Annotated in this window: 17 protein-coding genes; 8 read left to right on the forward strand and 9 right to left on the reverse strand. The window is 72.4% G+C overall.

What is annotated here, in order from left to right:
• Positions 1-2 precede the first annotated feature (2 nt).
• Positions 3-569, reverse strand: coding sequence for a TetR/AcrR family transcriptional regulator (locus tag ACGFZS_RS17160; RefSeq protein ID WP_393795749.1), 567 nt, complete (start codon positions 567-569; stop codon positions 3-5).
• On the reverse strand, positions 566-928 hold the full coding sequence (locus ACGFZS_RS17165; protein ID WP_365694958.1) for a DUF1304 domain-containing protein: 363 nt from the start codon (positions 926-928) through the stop codon (positions 566-568). Before ACGFZS_RS17165 ends, ACGFZS_RS17160 begins: the two co-directional genes overlap by 4 nt.
• A 280-nt stretch (positions 929-1,208) precedes the next feature.
• Between ACGFZS_RS17165 and ACGFZS_RS17170 the strand changes: the two genes are divergently transcribed.
• The 5 genes from ACGFZS_RS17170 to ACGFZS_RS17190 are packed head-to-tail and all read left to right on the forward strand — an operon-like array spanning position 1,209 to position 5,640.
• On the forward strand, positions 1,209-3,032 hold the full coding sequence (locus ACGFZS_RS17170) for an ATP-binding protein (protein WP_393795750.1): 1,824 nt from the start codon (positions 1,209-1,211) through the stop codon (positions 3,030-3,032).
• 5 nt (positions 3,033-3,037) lie between these two features.
• Positions 3,038-3,448, forward strand: coding sequence for a roadblock/LC7 domain-containing protein (locus ACGFZS_RS17175; protein WP_046733906.1), 411 nt, complete (start codon positions 3,038-3,040; stop codon positions 3,446-3,448).
• Positions 3,445-3,816, forward strand: a complete 372-nt coding sequence (locus ACGFZS_RS17180) for a DUF742 domain-containing protein (protein ID WP_355709351.1) — start codon at positions 3,445-3,447, stop codon at positions 3,814-3,816. Before ACGFZS_RS17175 ends, ACGFZS_RS17180 begins: the two co-directional genes overlap by 4 nt.
• Positions 3,797-4,402 (forward strand): ATP/GTP-binding protein, encoded by a 606-nt coding sequence (locus ACGFZS_RS17185; protein ID WP_365694960.1) that lies wholly within the window; start codon positions 3,797-3,799, stop codon positions 4,400-4,402. The genes ACGFZS_RS17180 and ACGFZS_RS17185 overlap by 20 nt, the downstream gene beginning before the upstream one ends.
• Positions 4,399-5,640: a cytochrome P450 gene (locus ACGFZS_RS17190; protein ID WP_393795751.1), complete on the forward strand. Its 1,242-nt coding sequence runs from the start codon at positions 4,399-4,401 to the stop codon at positions 5,638-5,640. Before ACGFZS_RS17185 ends, ACGFZS_RS17190 begins: the two co-directional genes overlap by 4 nt.
• 86 nt (positions 5,641-5,726) lie before the next feature.
• Here the strand turns inward: ACGFZS_RS17190 and ACGFZS_RS17195 are convergent, their stop codons facing one another.
• The 3 genes from ACGFZS_RS17195 to ACGFZS_RS17205 all read right to left on the reverse strand — a co-directional run bounded on the left by ACGFZS_RS17195 (position 5,727) and on the right by ACGFZS_RS17205 (position 11,154).
• Entirely contained in the window at positions 5,727-7,457 is a 1,731-nt protein-coding gene (locus ACGFZS_RS17195; RefSeq protein WP_393795752.1) for a hypothetical protein, read from the reverse strand.
• A 559-nt stretch (positions 7,458-8,016) separates the two neighbouring features.
• A complete protein-coding gene (locus ACGFZS_RS17200) occupies positions 8,017-9,648 on the reverse strand; it encodes an amidohydrolase (protein ID WP_393795753.1) in 1,632 nt (543 codons plus the stop codon).
• A gap of 12 nt (positions 9,649-9,660) precedes the next feature.
• The gene (locus tag ACGFZS_RS17205; RefSeq protein ID WP_393795754.1) at positions 9,661-11,154 is read right to left on the reverse strand and encodes an APC family permease; all 1,494 of its coding nucleotides are present in this window, start codon (positions 11,152-11,154) and stop codon (positions 9,661-9,663) included.
• 125 nt (positions 11,155-11,279) lie between these two features.
• On the opposite strand from ACGFZS_RS17205, the gene ACGFZS_RS17210 reads away from it, so the two are divergent.
• Together ACGFZS_RS17210 and ACGFZS_RS17215 are read left to right on the forward strand one after the other, a co-directional pair.
• Positions 11,280-11,999: a TetR/AcrR family transcriptional regulator gene (locus ACGFZS_RS17210; RefSeq protein ID WP_393795755.1), complete on the forward strand. Its 720-nt coding sequence runs from the start codon at positions 11,280-11,282 to the stop codon at positions 11,997-11,999.
• An 85-nt stretch (positions 12,000-12,084) separates the two neighbouring features.
• Complete coding sequence (locus ACGFZS_RS17215; RefSeq protein WP_393795756.1) at positions 12,085-12,468, forward strand: VOC family protein; 384 nt, start codon at positions 12,085-12,087, stop codon at positions 12,466-12,468.
• Here the strand turns inward: ACGFZS_RS17215 and ACGFZS_RS17220 are convergent.
• From ACGFZS_RS17220 to ACGFZS_RS17230, 3 genes are all read right to left on the reverse strand, one after another.
• The gene (locus ACGFZS_RS17220; RefSeq protein ID WP_393795757.1) at positions 12,434-12,775 is read right to left on the reverse strand and encodes a DUF4235 domain-containing protein; all 342 of its coding nucleotides are present in this window, start codon (positions 12,773-12,775) and stop codon (positions 12,434-12,436) included. The two genes, ACGFZS_RS17215 and ACGFZS_RS17220, sit on opposite strands and share 35 nt — an antisense overlap.
• Positions 12,776-12,791: 16 nt before the next feature.
• On the reverse strand, positions 12,792-13,805 hold the full coding sequence (locus ACGFZS_RS17225) for a glutathione S-transferase family protein (protein WP_393795758.1): 1,014 nt from the start codon (positions 13,803-13,805) through the stop codon (positions 12,792-12,794).
• A 298-nt stretch (positions 13,806-14,103) separates the two neighbouring features.
• Complete coding sequence (locus tag ACGFZS_RS17230; protein WP_365694969.1) at positions 14,104-14,544, reverse strand: nitroreductase family deazaflavin-dependent oxidoreductase; 441 nt, start codon at positions 14,542-14,544, stop codon at positions 14,104-14,106.
• A 177-nt stretch (positions 14,545-14,721) separates the two neighbouring features.
• Between ACGFZS_RS17230 and ACGFZS_RS17235 the strand changes: the two genes are divergently transcribed.
• Positions 14,722-15,141: a nuclear transport factor 2 family protein gene (locus ACGFZS_RS17235; protein ID WP_393795759.1), complete on the forward strand. Its 420-nt coding sequence runs from the start codon at positions 14,722-14,724 to the stop codon at positions 15,139-15,141.
• A 12-nt stretch (positions 15,142-15,153) separates the two neighbouring features.
• Here the strand turns inward: ACGFZS_RS17235 and ACGFZS_RS17240 are convergent, their stop codons facing one another.
• Positions 15,154-15,786 carry a LysE family transporter gene (locus ACGFZS_RS17240; RefSeq protein WP_393795760.1) on the reverse strand — a complete coding sequence of 211 codons (633 nt, stop codon included), beginning with the start codon at positions 15,784-15,786 and terminating at the stop codon, positions 15,154-15,156.
• Between the last annotated feature and the right edge of the window lie 32 nt (positions 15,787-15,818).

The raw sequence follows: 15,818 nt of genomic DNA on the forward strand, positions 1-15,818 counted from the left end.
GCTCAGCGGCTCATGTGCAGGGCGACCAGCAACTGCCACACCTGGTCGGCCACTTGCTCGGCGGTGGCGTCCAGCAGACCGTGCAGCCAGTCGGCCAGCACCCCGGCGAAGGTCGCCGCCACCGCCGAGGCCACCAGCGGGGCGTCCGCCGCCCCCGCCAGCTCCCGCTCGGCCAGGCTGCGCGCCCGCAGGTCCCGGTGGAGCACCCGGCCCAGCGGGCCCCCGCCGCCCGGCGCGAGCAACTCCCGGTACAGGGCCTGGTGCGGGACCAGCCCCGCGAAGAACTCCCGCAGCGCGGGCGGCGCGTGCACCGGATCGGGCCGGCCGCGCCAGGCGTGCAGCGCGTCCACCGCCTCCCGTACGACGTCCGCGCAGGCGTCGACCGCCAGCGCCGCCAGGTCGTCGTAGTGCACGTAGAAGGTGGCCCGGCCCACCCCGGCCCGGCGGGCCAGCGCGGCCACGCCCACCTCGGCGAGCGGCCGTTCGGCGCACTCCTCCAGCAGGGCCGCGCGCAGCCGGGCCCGGGTGCGGGCCGTCCGCGGGTCCTCCGGGGCCGGGCGTCCGGTCATCGGGCGGCGAGGACGGCGGCCAGGGCGAGCGCGCCGGGCAGCGCCTGGGCGAACAGGATCCGCCGGTTGGCCGTGACCGCGCCGTACACCCCGGCCACCACCACGCACGACAGGAAGAACACCTGGGCCCGGAAGCCGGTCGGGTCGGCCGCGATCAGTCCCCACACCAGGCCGGCCGCCAGAAAGCCGTTGTAGAGGCCCTGGTTGGCGGCGAGCGGCGCGGTCCGCCGGGCCAGTTCCGCGTCGAAGCCGTGGAAGCGCATCCCGGGCGCCTTCTGCCACAGGAACATCTCCATCACCAGGATGTACGCGTGCAGCGCGGCCACCAGGCCGACCAGCACGTTCGCCAGGATTTCCATGATCGTTGGACCCTCCCCATCTCTTGAACAGGTGTCCACTATAGCTGGACAGCTGTCCAGGAAATATCGGCGCGGTTCACTGGTGGACCGTGACGGAACCCTCACTTCCACGAGGCGCCGAGGTTGATCCTTTAGGGCTCAAACCCGATAAGCTCCACTGCGTCACTGCGAGTTGACGCACCCCACGGTGGGTCCGTCCCGCCGTGTGTACGCATGAGTGCGGCCTTCGCACACTGCCCTTGTTCGCTGATGTTCGATTGTGTTGCTCCGAAGGATGCAGATGGAACTCGCCACTCCGCCGCCGGCGGCGCGGGCCCCTGTCGCGTGGTACAGCTGGTGGCTGATGCCGCTGGCCTTAGGGGGCGGGACGGTCGCCGCCACGTTCATGAGCTCCGAGCGGATAACCGCGGCCGTCGCCGGCGCCGCGGCCACCGCGGCGAGCTCGGTGTGCGTGCGACTGCTGATCCGCTCGCAGCGCCGACTGCGCAGCGCCGAGGGTTCGTTCCGCAGCTCGCAGGCCGAGCACTCCCTGCAGTGGCAGCAGCATGTCTCCGGCCTGGAACGGAAGTTCACGGCCGAGCGCGCCACGCTGGAGGGCCAGCTCAACGAGCAGGCCGCCGGGTTTGACGCCCAGCTCGGTGAGCGGGCGTCCGCCTTCGAGACCCTGCTGGCCGAGCGGACCGCCCACTACGACGCCCAACTGGCCGAGCAGGCCCGGGCGTACGAGGAGCGGCTCGCCGACCAGCTGAAGTCCTCCGACGCCCAGCTCGCCGACCAGGCCGAGGTCTGGCAGGAGCAGCTGACGCACCAGCGGTCCGCGATCTCCCGGCTCGCCGGGGAACAGCTGCCGGACGCGCTGAAGCGGCTGCGCGAGGGTGACGCCGTCGACGACCTGCTGCCGGTGACCGATCAGTGCGCCAAGGTCGACAAGGACCTCCAGGCCGACCTGCGCCGCATCCTGCGCACCTCGCTGATCGGTGTGGAGGAGGAGTTCAACCGCTCCACCTCCGCCGAGCAGGCCGTGATCAGCATCGGCAACCGCATCCACGTCCTGACCAGCAAGCTGCGCGGCCGGCTGCACGAGATGCAGGGCGAGCACGGCAGGCTGCCCGCCGTGGCCCGCGGTCTCATGGAGCTGGACCAGGAGCTCGGCCCCGCCGACTCGCTCGCCGCCAGCATCGGCGTGCTCGGCGGCTCCGACCGCCCGGGCCGCCAGTGGCAGGAGCACCAGCGGCTGCTCAGCGTGGTGCGCGGCGGCATCGGCCGGATCAAGGACTTCCACCGCGTCGAGGTCCGGCACCTGCCCGAACTCGGCGTGGACGGCGGTCTGGTGGACCACCTCACGCTGATCTTCGCGCACCTCCTGGACAACGCGGCCCGCTACTCGCCGCCCACCGAGCCGGTCGTCGTCTCCGGCAAGGAGGTACCCAACGGCGTCGGCATCGAGATCCAGGACTCCGGCAAGGGCCTGAACGAGGAGAAGAAGCGCGAGGCCGAGCACTCCCTCGCCGGTACCGCGGCCGGACCCGGCATCGGCGGCATCTCCGAGGACGCCAACATCGGCCTCAGGGTCGTCGGCATCCTCGCCCGCCGCTACGGCATCCGGGTCACCTTCGCGGACTCGCCCTGGCTCGGCACCTCGGTCGTCGTCGTGGTCCCGCACAAGTTCTTCAGCCCGCTGCCCGCGGCCGCCCCCGCCCAGGTCCCCGCGTCGGCCGCCCCCGCCGCCGCGTCCCCGGCGCAGGCGCACGGCCCGGTCGCCGTCGAGACCGTCAGCCGGCCGGAGGCCGGTGAGGCCCCGGACACCACCCCGGGCGGACTGCCCCGCCGGCGCAGCCGGCGCCGTGAGGAGGAGGAGCGGCCCGAGCCGCGCACCGCCCGCACGGAGGGCACCGCGTTCACCGCGGTCCCGCCGGAGGAGTCCTTCGCGGGCTTGGCCGCCTTCGCCACCGCGGGCCGCGCGCCCCTGGCGGACGAAGAGACGGACAGCGAGGCCGAGTTGACCGGAGACCGAGACGCCGTGGCACCCGCGACCCCGGACGGCGCCGATGACGCCGCCGCCGGACGCGAGTCCACACAGCGCCGCACTGAAGAGAGCGACTAGTCCACATGACGCAACAGGGAACCGACGTGAGCTGGGCGCTCCGCGATCTGGTGGAGAGCATCCCGGAGATCCGTTTCGCCCTCGTGGCCTCCAGTGACGGCAAGGCCATCACCTCCTTCGGCGCCGAGGACCCCGACGACGTGGACCGCTTCGCGGCCGTGGTGGCGGGGCTGCAGGCCCTGGCCCAGCCGGTCGCCGAGCAGTTCCCCAAGTACGCGGGGCAGCTGCGGCTGGCGATGATCGAGGTCGACGGCGGTCACCTCTTCGTCGTACGGGCCGGTGTGGAGACGTATCTCGGGGTCCTCGCCCGCGAGGGGCTCGACCAGGGCCTGCTCGGGCATCAGATGAGGGACCTGTCCCGGCGGATGGGCGAGCTGCTCGGCACCTCTCCGCGCCTGGAGGAGCACTCTGGATGAGTGCTCCCCGCCGGCCAACGGATCCGTCCGGTCTCGAGCGTTACTACGTCCTCACCGGAGGACGCAGTGGACCGGGCGGGTCGGCGTCGAGCCTCGATGTGGCCACCCTCGTCGTCTCCCGTACCGCTCCCGTCCCGGGGATGCAGCACGAGCACGAGGAGATAGTCCGGCGCTGCCGTGATCCGCTGTCGGTGGCCGAACTCACCGCCCATCTCGGATTGCCCTTCAACATTCTCGCGGTGCTGTTGGCGGATCTGCTGGACGCAGGCCGTATTGAAGCCCGTGATCCCATTCCGGCCCACCACGCCGGCCGCGGGCCCGACCTCGCGCTCCTCCAGGAGGTACTCAGTGGACTTGAAAGGCTTTGACCATCCCGGCGACCCCGGTGCCGGGGGGACCCGCTCGGTCAAGGTGATGATCGCCGGGGGGTTCGGCACCGGAAAGACCACCATGGTCCGCTCCGTCAGCGACATCAAGCCGCTCACCACCGAGGAGACCCTCACCCAGGCGACCGTCGGCGTCGACAACCTCATCGGTGTCGCGGACAAGGCCGAGACCACGGTCAGCCTCGACTTCGGCAAGATCAGCCTCAACGAGAGCCTGATGCTGTACCTGTTCGGCACGCCCGGGCAGGAGCGGTTCTGGTTCCTGTGGAACGGCCTGTTCAAGGGCGCGCTCGGCGCGATCGTCCTGGTGGACACCCGTCGGCTGGCCTCCAGCTTCCGGGCGATCGAGGAGATGGAGCGGCAGAACGTGCCGTTCGTCATCGCCCTGAACGTCTTCCCGGACTCCGCGCAGCACCCCATCGAGGAGATCCGGGACGCCCTCGACATCTCCCCGCACACCCCGATCGTGGCCTGCGACGCCCGCGACCGGGCCTCCAGCCGGGACGTCCTCGTCGCGCTCATCCAGCATCTGCAGGAGCGCTCGGCGGTATCCCTGGAGTCCCGATGAGCGCGCCGCACGATCCGGGCGCCACCGGCGGCTGCCCGGTGGCCCACGGCGCCGGGGCCACCCGGCTGTACGGGCCGGAGGCGTCGACCGACCCGCTCGGCATCTACGAGCAGCTGCGCAAGGAGCACGGGTCCGTGGCGCCGGTGCTGCTGGAGGGCGACGTCCCCGCCTGGCTCGTCCTCGGCTACCGCGACAACCGGCGGGTGCTGGACAACCCGCGCCAGTTCAGCCGGGACGCCCGGATCTGGCGGGACTGGCGGGACGGACGGGTCTCCGAGACCTCACCGCTGATCCCGATGGTCGGCTGGCGGCCCGACTGCGTCTCCCAGGACGGCGAACCGCACCGCCGGTTGCGCGGTGCGGTCACCGACGGGCTGCTCGCGGCGTCCAGCCGTGGCGTACGACGGCACGCCACACACTTCGCGACCAAACTGATCGACGCGTTCGCCGACGCCGGGCGTGCCGACCTGGTGGCCGACTACGCCGAGCACCTGCCGATGCTCGTGCTCACCCGGATCCTGGGTCTTCCCGCGGGGGAGGCGCAACGCCTGATCGAGTCCTGCGCCGAGGTCTTCAAGGGCGGCGAGGGCGCCCTGGAGCACAACGACCGGATCATGCAGATCCTCTCGGAACTCACCGACCGCAAGCGGGCCGAGCCGGGCTCCGACTTCGCCACGGCCCTGCTGGAGCACCCGGCCGGCCTCGACCACGACGAGGTCGTCAGCCATCTGCGCCTCGTGCTGATCGCCGCGCACACCACCACCAGCAACCTGCTGGGCCGGGTTCTGCAAATGGTCCTCACCGACGCCGCCCGGCTGTCCGGCCTGGTCAGCGGACAGCTGAACATCTCTTCGGTGGTGGAAGAGGTCATGTGGGACACCCCGCCGCTGGCCGTGCTGCCGGGCCGGTTCGCGGCCGCCGATCTGGAGCTGGGCGGCCATCACATCCAGGAGGGCGAACTGCTCATCATGGGCCTGGCGGCCGGCAACCTCGACCCGGAGGTACGGCCCGACGCGGACGTCGCCGTGCAGGGCAACCAGTCGCACCTGGCGTTCAGTTCCGGACCGCACGAGTGCCCGGGGCAGAACATCGGCCAGTCCATCATCGAGATCGGCGTGGACGTCCTGCTGCACCGGCTGCCGGGCCTGCGCCTGGCCGTGCCGGCGGAGGAACTTTCCTCGACCGCCTCCACCTGGGAGTCCCGGCTCGACAGCCTGCCGGTCGAGTTCGCCGTCTGACACCACCGCCGCCCGGCCGGATCCCCGGCCGGGCGGCGCCGTCCGTCCCGGCCGGAACGGGCCGCGAACAGGCCTGAGCCCCGGCGTCAGCCGTCCAGCCAGTCGCCCGCGACGCTCGTGGGGCGGTATCCCGTGGCGTTCCAGAGGAAATGCGGGTGGGCGGCGCCGAACATGTAGGCGAGCAGCGCGGTGTCCTCCCGCCCGGTCCGAGGGTCGTGCAGGGTGTGGAACATCTCCGATCCGACCACGCCGGCGTCCTGCTGGATCTGCCGGGCGCGGGCCTTGGACGGCTCGGCGACGGATGCCTCCACGGCGGCGATGTAGGTGCGGCGCAGGATCTCCCACGTGCTGTCGACGTTGCCGGACCACGGGCCGTGTATCGCCTCGAAGGCATGGAGTTCGGCGTCGAACAGCGACCAGGCCCGGGAGTGCCGGGTCCGGCAGCGCCCGGACAGCTCGGCGGCCCGTGCGCTCAGCGCCGGCACGGTGGGCCGCGGGGCGATGGTGAGGTCGGTGCCGTCGGTGAGGATGCCGCTGCACGAGTTGGGCTGCAGGTCGCAGAGCGCGCAGTCCTCGGCCGGGGGGAGGCCCTCGGTGATGCCGTCGAACCACAGGGCGTGGCGGCCCGTGAGCCCCATCCAGACGATGGTGGTGGTCATCAGCCAGGTGTTCCACATCGGAGCGTGCGCCTCCGGCATGCAGCCGTACTTGACGATCGCGATGGCGCAGGCGGCGTAGAGGGCCTTGGTGTGGGTGGGCATGTCGGCGAGCCAGAAGTTGCTGATCTCGCCGGTGAGGGCGTCGGCCCGGACGTCGGCCATGTCGTCGATGGCCCGGCACAGCAGCAGGGAGGCGAGGTTCTCCTCCTGCCACAGCTCGGAGTCGGGCGCGACGTGCCAGAACAGGCAGTCCAGCATCTGCAGGAGCGAGTAGCCGCTCTGGCCGAGCGGGTTGGTCTGGGGGAGTGTGACCGTGCCCGAGTCGTGCTGCTGGAGCCAGTGCTCGTCGACGGATCGCTTGTGGGCCGCGAAGAGCCCGGAGACCAGGGCCCGTGCGCCGTTGGTGCTGAAGTCCTCGGCGAGGCGGTCCTCGACGTGCTGGGTGAGGCGCGTGGTGTCGATGGTGTCGATCACGCGTTTGTACTCGTGGAAGACGAGGATGTCGTCCTCGAAGCGGTGGCGGTGGCCGAGGTCTCGTTCGAGGTCGTTCATCTGCCGGGTCCAGGACCAGCCACCGGTCAGGACGCTGTCGAGTTCCCGGCGGTACGGCCAGGTCTTGGTGGCGAGGGGACGGCCGGCGCTCTGCCGCCACGCGTAGTCGTCCAGCGTGCGTTCGGGGGGTGTGGGCAGCCGACGGCACAGAGGGCAGGCGCAGGCGCTTGTCCGCTCCTCCACGCGCGGCGGGACGAATGCCCGGGTCCGCCAGGCGCCCTCCAGCATCGCGCAGCTCAGTCGGCAGACCTCGATATCGGCGCTGACCTGGGGAAAGGCCGCTTCGATCACGCTCAGGCCGGCGTCGAGGCGCCTCAACCTGGCGTGCCCCTCCTCGTCGGGCGGGAGGAACGCGGGCCGCGCCAGGTGGAGGGCCCCCTCCACCCGCAGCGTGGTGCCGGAGTGGGGAGGCCGGAGTGCGTCCAGCCGCCGCTGAGCGGCGTTCTGCCATATTCGGTACGGCTCCGTGCTCCCCTGCACGCGTTCCGCCAGGAGGCGGGCCAGGGCGTCCGCCGCCTCCGTGGACCGGAGCCGGTCGCCCGGCTGCGCCGGGAGCAGACTGTCGGCGGACGCCTTGGAAACAGCGCTTTCGAGTCGGGATATCACACCGGTCTCCCATCAAGCAGTGGTCATGGCAAAGGAAAGATCGACCGTGGTTTCCGGCCGGTCGTGTCCGGGGGATCTTCTGCGCCTTGCGCGACGGCCTCGCCGAACGGCCGGTCTCACACGACCGGTTCGGGTTCCCGTCGCGACTGTGAGGGGCGCGACCCCCGGATCCGCGATGCGCCGCTGCTCCGGGAAGGCCACCTGCCGGGACCACCTGCCAGGTGGGTTCCCGGGGTTGCGATGTGTTCGCCCGCCACTTCGGCCAAGCGGTCCGGCCGATGCGGTGTCGAACTGATCATCGAATGAGAAGGCCGGGGGGAGAAGTTCATCAGGGCGGTCATGTCCTCGGCCCAGGCGTGCGGAAGGGTGGGCGGCATGTGCTTCCTTTCGGGAGACGGAGCGCAGAGTCCCCCCGGCCCTGCGAACGGGTGGCCCGTCGGCCACCCGTGCACTCGAACTGGCCTTCGTGGCTCGAAAGTTGAGCCGTGAAGCGGTACGAGGCTGCCCAGAGCGTAAATGATCTACGCCCCGCCCACGCCGTGACGCCTGTTACTGCTGATCACTCCGGAGTTGAGTACACTCGCGCGCCCCCCACGTACGTGCGCGCGACGCGGGTGTCCGCGATGCCCTCCGGGTCCCCGGCGAACGGGTCGCGGTCCAGTACCACCAGGTCCGCGAGCGCCCCGACCGCCACCCGGCCGGTGTCGTCCAGGTGGTTCACATACGCCGAACCGGCCGTGTACGCCGTGACCGCGTCCGCCAGGGCCAGCCGCTCCCCGGGCAGGAACACCGGCGCGTCGCCGCCCGGTTCGACCCGGTTCACCGCGACATGGATGCCCTGCAGCGGGTCGGGACTGCTCACCGGCCAGTCGCTGCCGGCCGCGAGCCGCGCCCCGGAGCGCAGCAGCGACCCGAACGGGTACTGCCATCCGGCCCGTTCGGACCCCAGGAACGGGATCGTCAGCTCGTCCATCTGCGGCTCGTGCGCGGCCCACAGCGCCTGGATGTTCGCGGTGGCGCCGAGCCGGGCGAACCGCGGCACGTCGGCCGGGTGCACCACCTGGAGATGCGCCAGGTGGGGCCGCGTGTCGCTCGTCCCGTTGGCGGTCCGCGCCGCCTCGACCGCGTCCAGCGCGTCCCGGACCGCCCGGTCGCCCAGCGCGTGGAAGTGGCACTGGAAGCCGAGCGCGTCCAACTCGGTGACGTACTTGGGCAGGTGACCGGGATCGATGAAGCTCTTGCCCCGATTGCCCGTCGCGCAGCCGCACTTGTCCAGATACGGGTCGAGCAGCGCGGCCGTGCCGTTCTCGGCGACCCCGTCCAGCATCAGCTTCACCGTGCCCGCCCGGAACCGGCCGTGGCTGAACGCGTTCCGCATCTCCACCAGTTCGGGAATCTGCTCGGCGCCGCGCTCCCGGTCCCACCACAGCGCCCCCACCACCCGCGCGGTCAGCGAACCGTCCCGGGCCGCCGCGAGATACGCCTCGGCCGGGTTGTCCATGCCGAGGAACTCCCCGACCAGCGCGTCCTGCCAGGCCGTGATGCCGAGCGAGTGCAGATGCCGCTGGGCGTGCAGCAGCGCCGCCAGCCGGTCCGCCGGGCCCGCCGCCGGCGCGAGCCGCCCCACCAGCCGCATCGCCCCCTCCTGCAGCGTCCCGCTCGGCGCGCCGGACGCGTCCCGCTCGATCCGCCCGTCGGCCGGGTCGGGCGTGTCGCGGTCGATCCCGGCCAGCTCCAGGGCGCGGCTGTTGACCCAGGCCCCGTGATGGTCCCGGTTGGGCAGGTACACCGGCCGGTCCGGTACGACGGAGTCGAGCAGTTCCTTCGTCGGCGTACCGCCCGCGAACGCCTCCATGGACCAGCCGCCGCCCAGGACCCACTCCCGCTCCGGATGCGCCTCGGCATAGGCGCGGACGGCGGCCACCGTCTCCTCGGCGGTCCGCAGCCCGGACAGGTCGCACTGGGTCAGTTCCAGCCCCGCCGGCACCGGATGGACGTGGGCGTCCTGGAACCCGGGCAGCAGCAGCCGCCCGGCGAGGTCGACCACCTCGGTGCCCGGCCCGGCGAGTTCCCGGAGGTCCTCGGCGGACCCGACGGCGGTGATCCGTTCCCCGGTGACCGCGACGGCGGTCGCCGTCCGGCCCTCGGGGGTGAGCACGGGGCCGCCGGTGAAGAGGAGATCTGCGTGCATGTTTCCTGTTCCTTAGTTGGAGGTCGTGAGCAGTCGCGGCGCGTCGGCGTCCGTGCCCTCGCCGGTGCGGAAGTAGGGCGAGCGGCGCACGTACTTCGCCCAGGCGGCAGCGGCGAACCCGGACCCGATCATCAGCAGCGGGGTGGTCAGCAGGAACCAGCCGTTGTCCGGGCTGAGTTCGAAGTGGTCGGCCGAGGTGTAGAAGGACCAGCCGAGATAGCCGCCGAGCCCCAGCAGCGCGCAGGCGCTCAGCGCCGGGAGCACCACCGCCCGCAGGCCCTGCCGCCAGTCCTCGCGCAGCAGCGAACGGAAGCGCGCGGCGGCGGCGAGCGCGGTGAGCGCGTACGACAGCGCGACGACGATACCGACGGCGTTCACCGTCGCCATGATCATGTCGGCCAGCCGCGGGATCACCAGGGCGAGCGCGGCGACCGCCGTGGCCAGCGCCCCGATCAGCAGCGTCCCGGCCGCCGGGGTGCCGTACTTGGCGCTGACCCTGGACCAGACCGGCCCGAGGGTACGGTCCCGGCTCATCGCGAACATGCCCCGGGCCGTCGGGATCACCCCGGCCTGCAGCGAGGCCACCGCCGAGAACATCAGCGCCACCAGCGGCAGCGCGGCCCACGGCTGCGCGGCCAGCCGGTCGCCGAAGAACGCCAGCCCCTCGGCCCCGTGCCCGGCCAGCTCCTTCTCCGAGAGCACCCGCTGGAAGGCCACCGAGCCCAGCAGGAACAGCCCCAGCATGGTCACCAGGGTGATCAGGCCCGCCCGGGAGGCGTCCCGGGGGTCACGGACCTCCTCGTTCACGCTGAACGCGGCCTCGAACCCCCAGTAGCAGAACACCGAAAGGAGCAGGCCCTGGGCGAGCGCGGTCGCCGAGGGGATCGCGAACGGGTCGAACCAGCTCAGGCTGAAGGGGTGCGGTCCGGTGACGATGCCGTACCCGCAGAACCCGAGCAGCACCACGTACTCGAAGACCAGCAGCCCGGTCTGGAGCCGGGCGGCGGTGCGGATACCGGTGATCGCGGTCAGGGTGACGGCGATCAGCACGAAGATGCCGACGGCCGTGGTCTGCGCCGTCGAACCGGGATCCAGGGCGAGTGAGCCGACCCGGTGCACCCCGGCCTCGCCCGCCAGCTGCAGGATCGCCGAGCCGGTGACCGCCGTGGTGTACGCGAGGAAGGCCACCGTCGCCACGATGTTGACCCAGCCGACCAGGAAGCCGAGCCAGGGATTGAGCGAACGGCCCACCCACACATAGCCGTTGCCGGCGTTCGGCTCCACCCGGTTCAGCCGGGAGTAGGCACCCGCGATACCGAGCACCGGCAGGAACGCCAGCAGCATGATGGCCGGCAGATGCAGCCCGACCACCCCGGCCGTCACCCCCAGGCCGATGCCGATGCTGGTGGTGGCGGCCGTACTGGACGCGGCCACCGCGATGCCGTCGAGGACACCGAGGGATCTGCGCAACTCAGGGGGGTCGACTGTGTAGGGCTTGTCGGTCATGGCCAGCACTCCGCTCGCACCGGGGGGCCGGACTGGTCGGCCCCGGTGACCGGACATGAAACTGCCGGTGCACTTCACAGGTCAACGGTGTTGTCATAAGGTGCGGCGGCAGGAAGGGAGGCCCCATGAGCGAACGAGTCGTCGCGGCCGGCGCCCGGCAGCGCAGGCGCCCCACCAAACAGGGCGTGGTCCTGTCCGAGGAGCTGATCGTCGAGACCGCGATGCGGCTGATCGAGGAGCACGGCGCCGAGGCCCTGTCCGTGCGCCGCCTGGGCCGCGCCCTGGGCGCCGACCCCAGCTCCCTGTACCGGTACTTCCGGCACACCGACGACCTGATGCTGGCCGTCGCCGACGAGCTGATCGGCCGTACCCTGCGCCTCTGGCGGCCCACCGGCGACTGGCGCGCCGACCTGCGCGACCTGGGCCTGCGCATGCACGCGGGTGCCCTCGCGCATCCCCGCGCGGCCGGGCTCAGCGCCCACCGGGTGACCGGCCGGACGTACGAGATCCAGGCCGTCGAGACCATCCTCGGGGTGCTGCGCGGCGCCGGTTTCCCGGACCCGGAGGCGGTCCGCGTCTACCACGCCTTCGTCGACCAGGCCCTCGCCTACGGCGCCCTCGACTCCGCGACCACCGCCCTGCCGGAGCCCGCCCGGGAGGCCGAGGCGGACGTCTGGCGGGCGATCTACGCCCGGCTGCCCGCCGCCACCCACCCGAACATCGCGGCCACCGCCCGCCATCTCGTCGCCTCGATGCGGGGCAGCTCCTACCCGGCCGCCCTGGACCTGCTGCTGACGGCGGCGGAGGCCCGGCTCGCCCAGATCCGGGCGGCCGGCGGTGCCTGACGGCTACGACGGGAATCGACCGGCGGCCGACTGATTCCGGTGATCGGGGACAGACGCACCGGCAGGACCTGCCCAGGGAGGAAACATGGCACTGGTGACCGCGGCCGTCGTGGTGCTCGACTGCGCCGAACCCGAGAAACTCGCCCATTTCTACCGGCAGTTACTGGACGGCGAGCCGGGTGACACAGCCACCGACCTCATCGAGGTGCGCGGCGCCGACGGGGTCCGGATCGCGTTCCGCCGGGACGGCAACGCCACCCCGCCCAGCTGGCCGCGCCCCGAGGCCACCCTCCAGGCCCACCTCGTCCTCCTGGTCGAGGACCTGGACGAGGCGGAGCGCCGGGTGGTCGGCCTCGGCGGGCTGCCGACCGAGACCCGGGGCCCGGCCGGGCCGTACGAGGAGCGCAGCTGCTCCGACCCGGCCGGGCACTCCTTCACGCTCCGTCTTTCCCCGCCTCCGGCGGGCTGACCAGGTCCCGGCCGGCCTTGCGGGCCGTGGGCCACACCCCGGTGGAGCGCTGTATGGCCGTGGCGCCGGTGCGGTCCACGGCGCTGCGCGCCACCGCGAAGACGGCGCCCTGGAGCGCCGCGCCGAGCAGCACCTCACCCCAGCCGCGGTCGCGGTCCAGGGCGTCCGGCGCGTCGTCCTCGCCCCGCAGCGCCCGCCAGGTCCGGCGGAAGACCAGCGCGCCCAGCGCCCCGCCGGCCCAGCTCAGCACGAAGCCGAGGGGCGCGTAGACGAGGGGGAGCTTCAGCTTCTTCCTGCTCTTGGCCATGCCTGCCTCCGCGTTGTCAGGGCCGCCCCGTGGCCGGAACCTCCTCGCCGGCCGGCACCGGGCCGGGCGGAGTCCCGTCCCCGAAGGGCCGGCCGCCGAGCTCCGCCCGGTGATGGGGCGTCAGCCACCCGGTGAGATCCGGGCCGAGGGGCACGATACGGGTCGGGTTGATCCCGGTGTGGACCTGGTAGTAGTGCCGCTTGATGTGGTCGAAGTCGACGGTGTCACCGAATCCCGGTGTCTGGTAGAGGTCCCTGGCGTACGCCCACAGCACCGGGTTCTCCGTGATCTTCCAGCGGTTGCACTTGAAGTGGCCGTGGTAGACGGCGTCGAACCGGACCAGCGTGGTGAACAGCCGGATGTCGGCCTCCGTGATCGTGTCCCCGACCAGGTAGCGCTGCCCGGCCAGCCGCTCGGCGAGCAGCCCGAGCCGCCGGAACACCGCCGCGCAGGCCTCCTCGTATCCCTGCTGCTCGTGCGCGAACCCGGCCCGGTAGACACCGTTGTTGACGTCCCGGTACACCTCGGCCGTCACCGCGTCGATCTCGTCCCGGTGCCGCAGCGGGTACAGGTCCGGCGCGCCGTCCCGGTGCAGTGCCGTCCACTCGGTGGCCAGGTCCAGGGTGAGCTGCTGGTAGTCGTTGGTGACCAGCTTCCCGCTCGGCACGTCCACGACCGCCGGCACGCTCACCCCGCCCGGGTAGCCGGTCTCCCGCCGGTCGTAGGCCTCACCGAGGAAGCGGATGCCGAGCACCGGGTCACGGCCGCCCGGATCGAGCGTGAAACGCCAGCTGCGGTCGTCCTGGATCGGGTCGGCGACGGCCAGCGACAGGGCGTCCTCCAGGCCGAGCAGCCGCCGCGCCACCAGCGCCCGGCTCGCCCAGGGGCAGGCCCGGCTGACCACCAGCCGGTACCGCCCGGCCGCCACCGGCCAGCCGTCCCGGCCGTCCGCCGTGATCCGGTCCGCGAAATGACTCGGGGACCGGGAGAACGCCTTGTGCCCCAACGAGGTGTTGCCGTCACCGCTCATGCCTGCTCCTTGCCCGGGGGACGGGTCGAGGGCCGAAATGGGCCCGGTGCACCACATTCCCTGATTTCCGTCACGGGCACGGCGCGACGGCCCGGACCGGGGCAGACCGACCGCGCCCGGGCGCACGGGCCCGGCGGCCGGGGCAGGCACAAGAGGGCCCCGCCGCGACGGGGGAACGCGGCGGGGCCCTGACTTCCGGCTGCCCGGCGCGGAAGCGGTTCATGCGTGCCGGAAACAGATTTTTCTAAATTCCGACGGTCCCCGGCCGGAAAGGATTCCCGGAACCGTCAGTTCCCCGTTACTGCGGTTCCAGCACGAACACCGGGATCTCCCGGCTGGTCTTCTCCTGGTACTCGGCGTACGGCGGGTACGCGGCGACGGCCCGCTCCCACCACGCGGCCTTCTCCGCGCCGGTGACCTCGCGGGCGGTCATGTCCTGCTTCACCGGACCGTCCTGCAGCTCGACATGCGGCTGCGACTTGACGTTGAAGTACCAGACCGGATGCTTGGGCGCACCGCCCTGCGAGGCGACCACCGCGTAGGCGCCGTCGTGCTCCACCCGCATCAGCGGCGTCTTGCGGATCTTCCCGCTCTTCACTCCCAGCGTGGTCAGCAGGATGACGGGCATCCCGGTGTCCATCAGGGTGGTGCCCTTCGTCCCGCCCGAGCTCTCGTACAGCTCGACCTGGTCGCGCACCCAGGCGGTCGGGCTGGGCTCGTACTCGCCCTCAAGAGGCATGAGGTCCGTCCCTCGTCTCGTCGCTGCCATCACTGACGTCATGATTCAACACGCGGAGTGCCCGGGATCATCCGCACGACACCGGCCCGCTTACCCCACGGGTAATCGCGCACTCCGCGCGCCACGGGCACAGTCGTCCCCACACCCCGTCCGCCCGACACCTCAGGCAGGTCACCCATGTCCCGCTCCCGCGCCGTCGTCGAGGAACTGCTCCGCCGGATCGCCGCCGGCGACCCCGAGAGGACCGCCGAGCTGTACGCCGAGGACGCCGACTGGCGGCTGGACTGGCCCGAGGACGAGCACGACCGCCCGGCCACCCCGTGGATCACCCACCGCACCGGCCGCGCCGGAGCCGCCGCGCACTACCGCGACCTCGCCGCCCACCACGTCCCCGGGCAGGACGGCACCCGGATCGAACGGATCCTGGTCGACGGCGACGACGCGGTGGTGCTGGGCGAGATCCGGCAGACCGCCCGGAGCACCGGGCGCCCCTATCGCGCCGCCTTCGCCCTGCACCTCACCGTCCGGGACGGTCTGGTCGTACGGCACCACGTCTACGAGGACAGCCTCGCCGTGGCCCGTGCCTTCGCGCCCTGACCGCACCGGCCGTCAGCCCGGCGACAGCACCATCCGGGCCGCCAGCCCCAGCATCACGCAGCTCGACAGCAGTGCCGTGACCAGGCGCCCCCGGTGACCGGTCAGACCCCGGCCGAGGAGGGCGCCGCCGCCCGCCAGCAGCAGCTGCCAGCTGGCGGACGCGGCGAAGGCCGCGAGGACGAACACGCCCTGCTCCAGCGGCCGTACCGCCGCCGCGGAACGGGTCCCGACCACCAGGGCCGCGAAGTAGATGACCGTGGTGGGGTTGAGCAGGGTGATGCCGAGGAGGCCGAGATACGCCCGTCCGGGGCCGGGTACCGGCCGCTCGGCCCGGGTCGCCAGGCGCCGCTCCCGGTACTGGCGCGCCGCGAGCGCCGCACCGCGCACGGCCAGCGCCACCAGGACCAGGGCCGAGAGCAGCCGCAGCGGCCCGAGCACCGGCAGCAGTGCCGCCGCCAGCGCGGCGCCGCCGACCGTGGCGAGCAGGGCGTAGAGACCGTCCGCGCTCGCCACGCCCAGCGCGGCGCAGGCGCCGGTCCGCAGGGACGTGCGAGCCGTGAGTGACACTAGATATGTGCCGACCGCGCCGACCGGGACGGCGATCCCGTACCCGGCAAGCAGGCCGGCGACGAGCGCGGCCGTCACGGGCGTGCGGGCTCGGGCCTCCAGGGGCGCCC

Origin of the sequence: Streptomyces sp. NPDC048288 (genome assembly GCF_043201555.1) — a bacterium.
Taxonomy (GTDB): Bacteria; Actinomycetota; Actinomycetes; order Streptomycetales; family Streptomycetaceae; genus Streptomyces.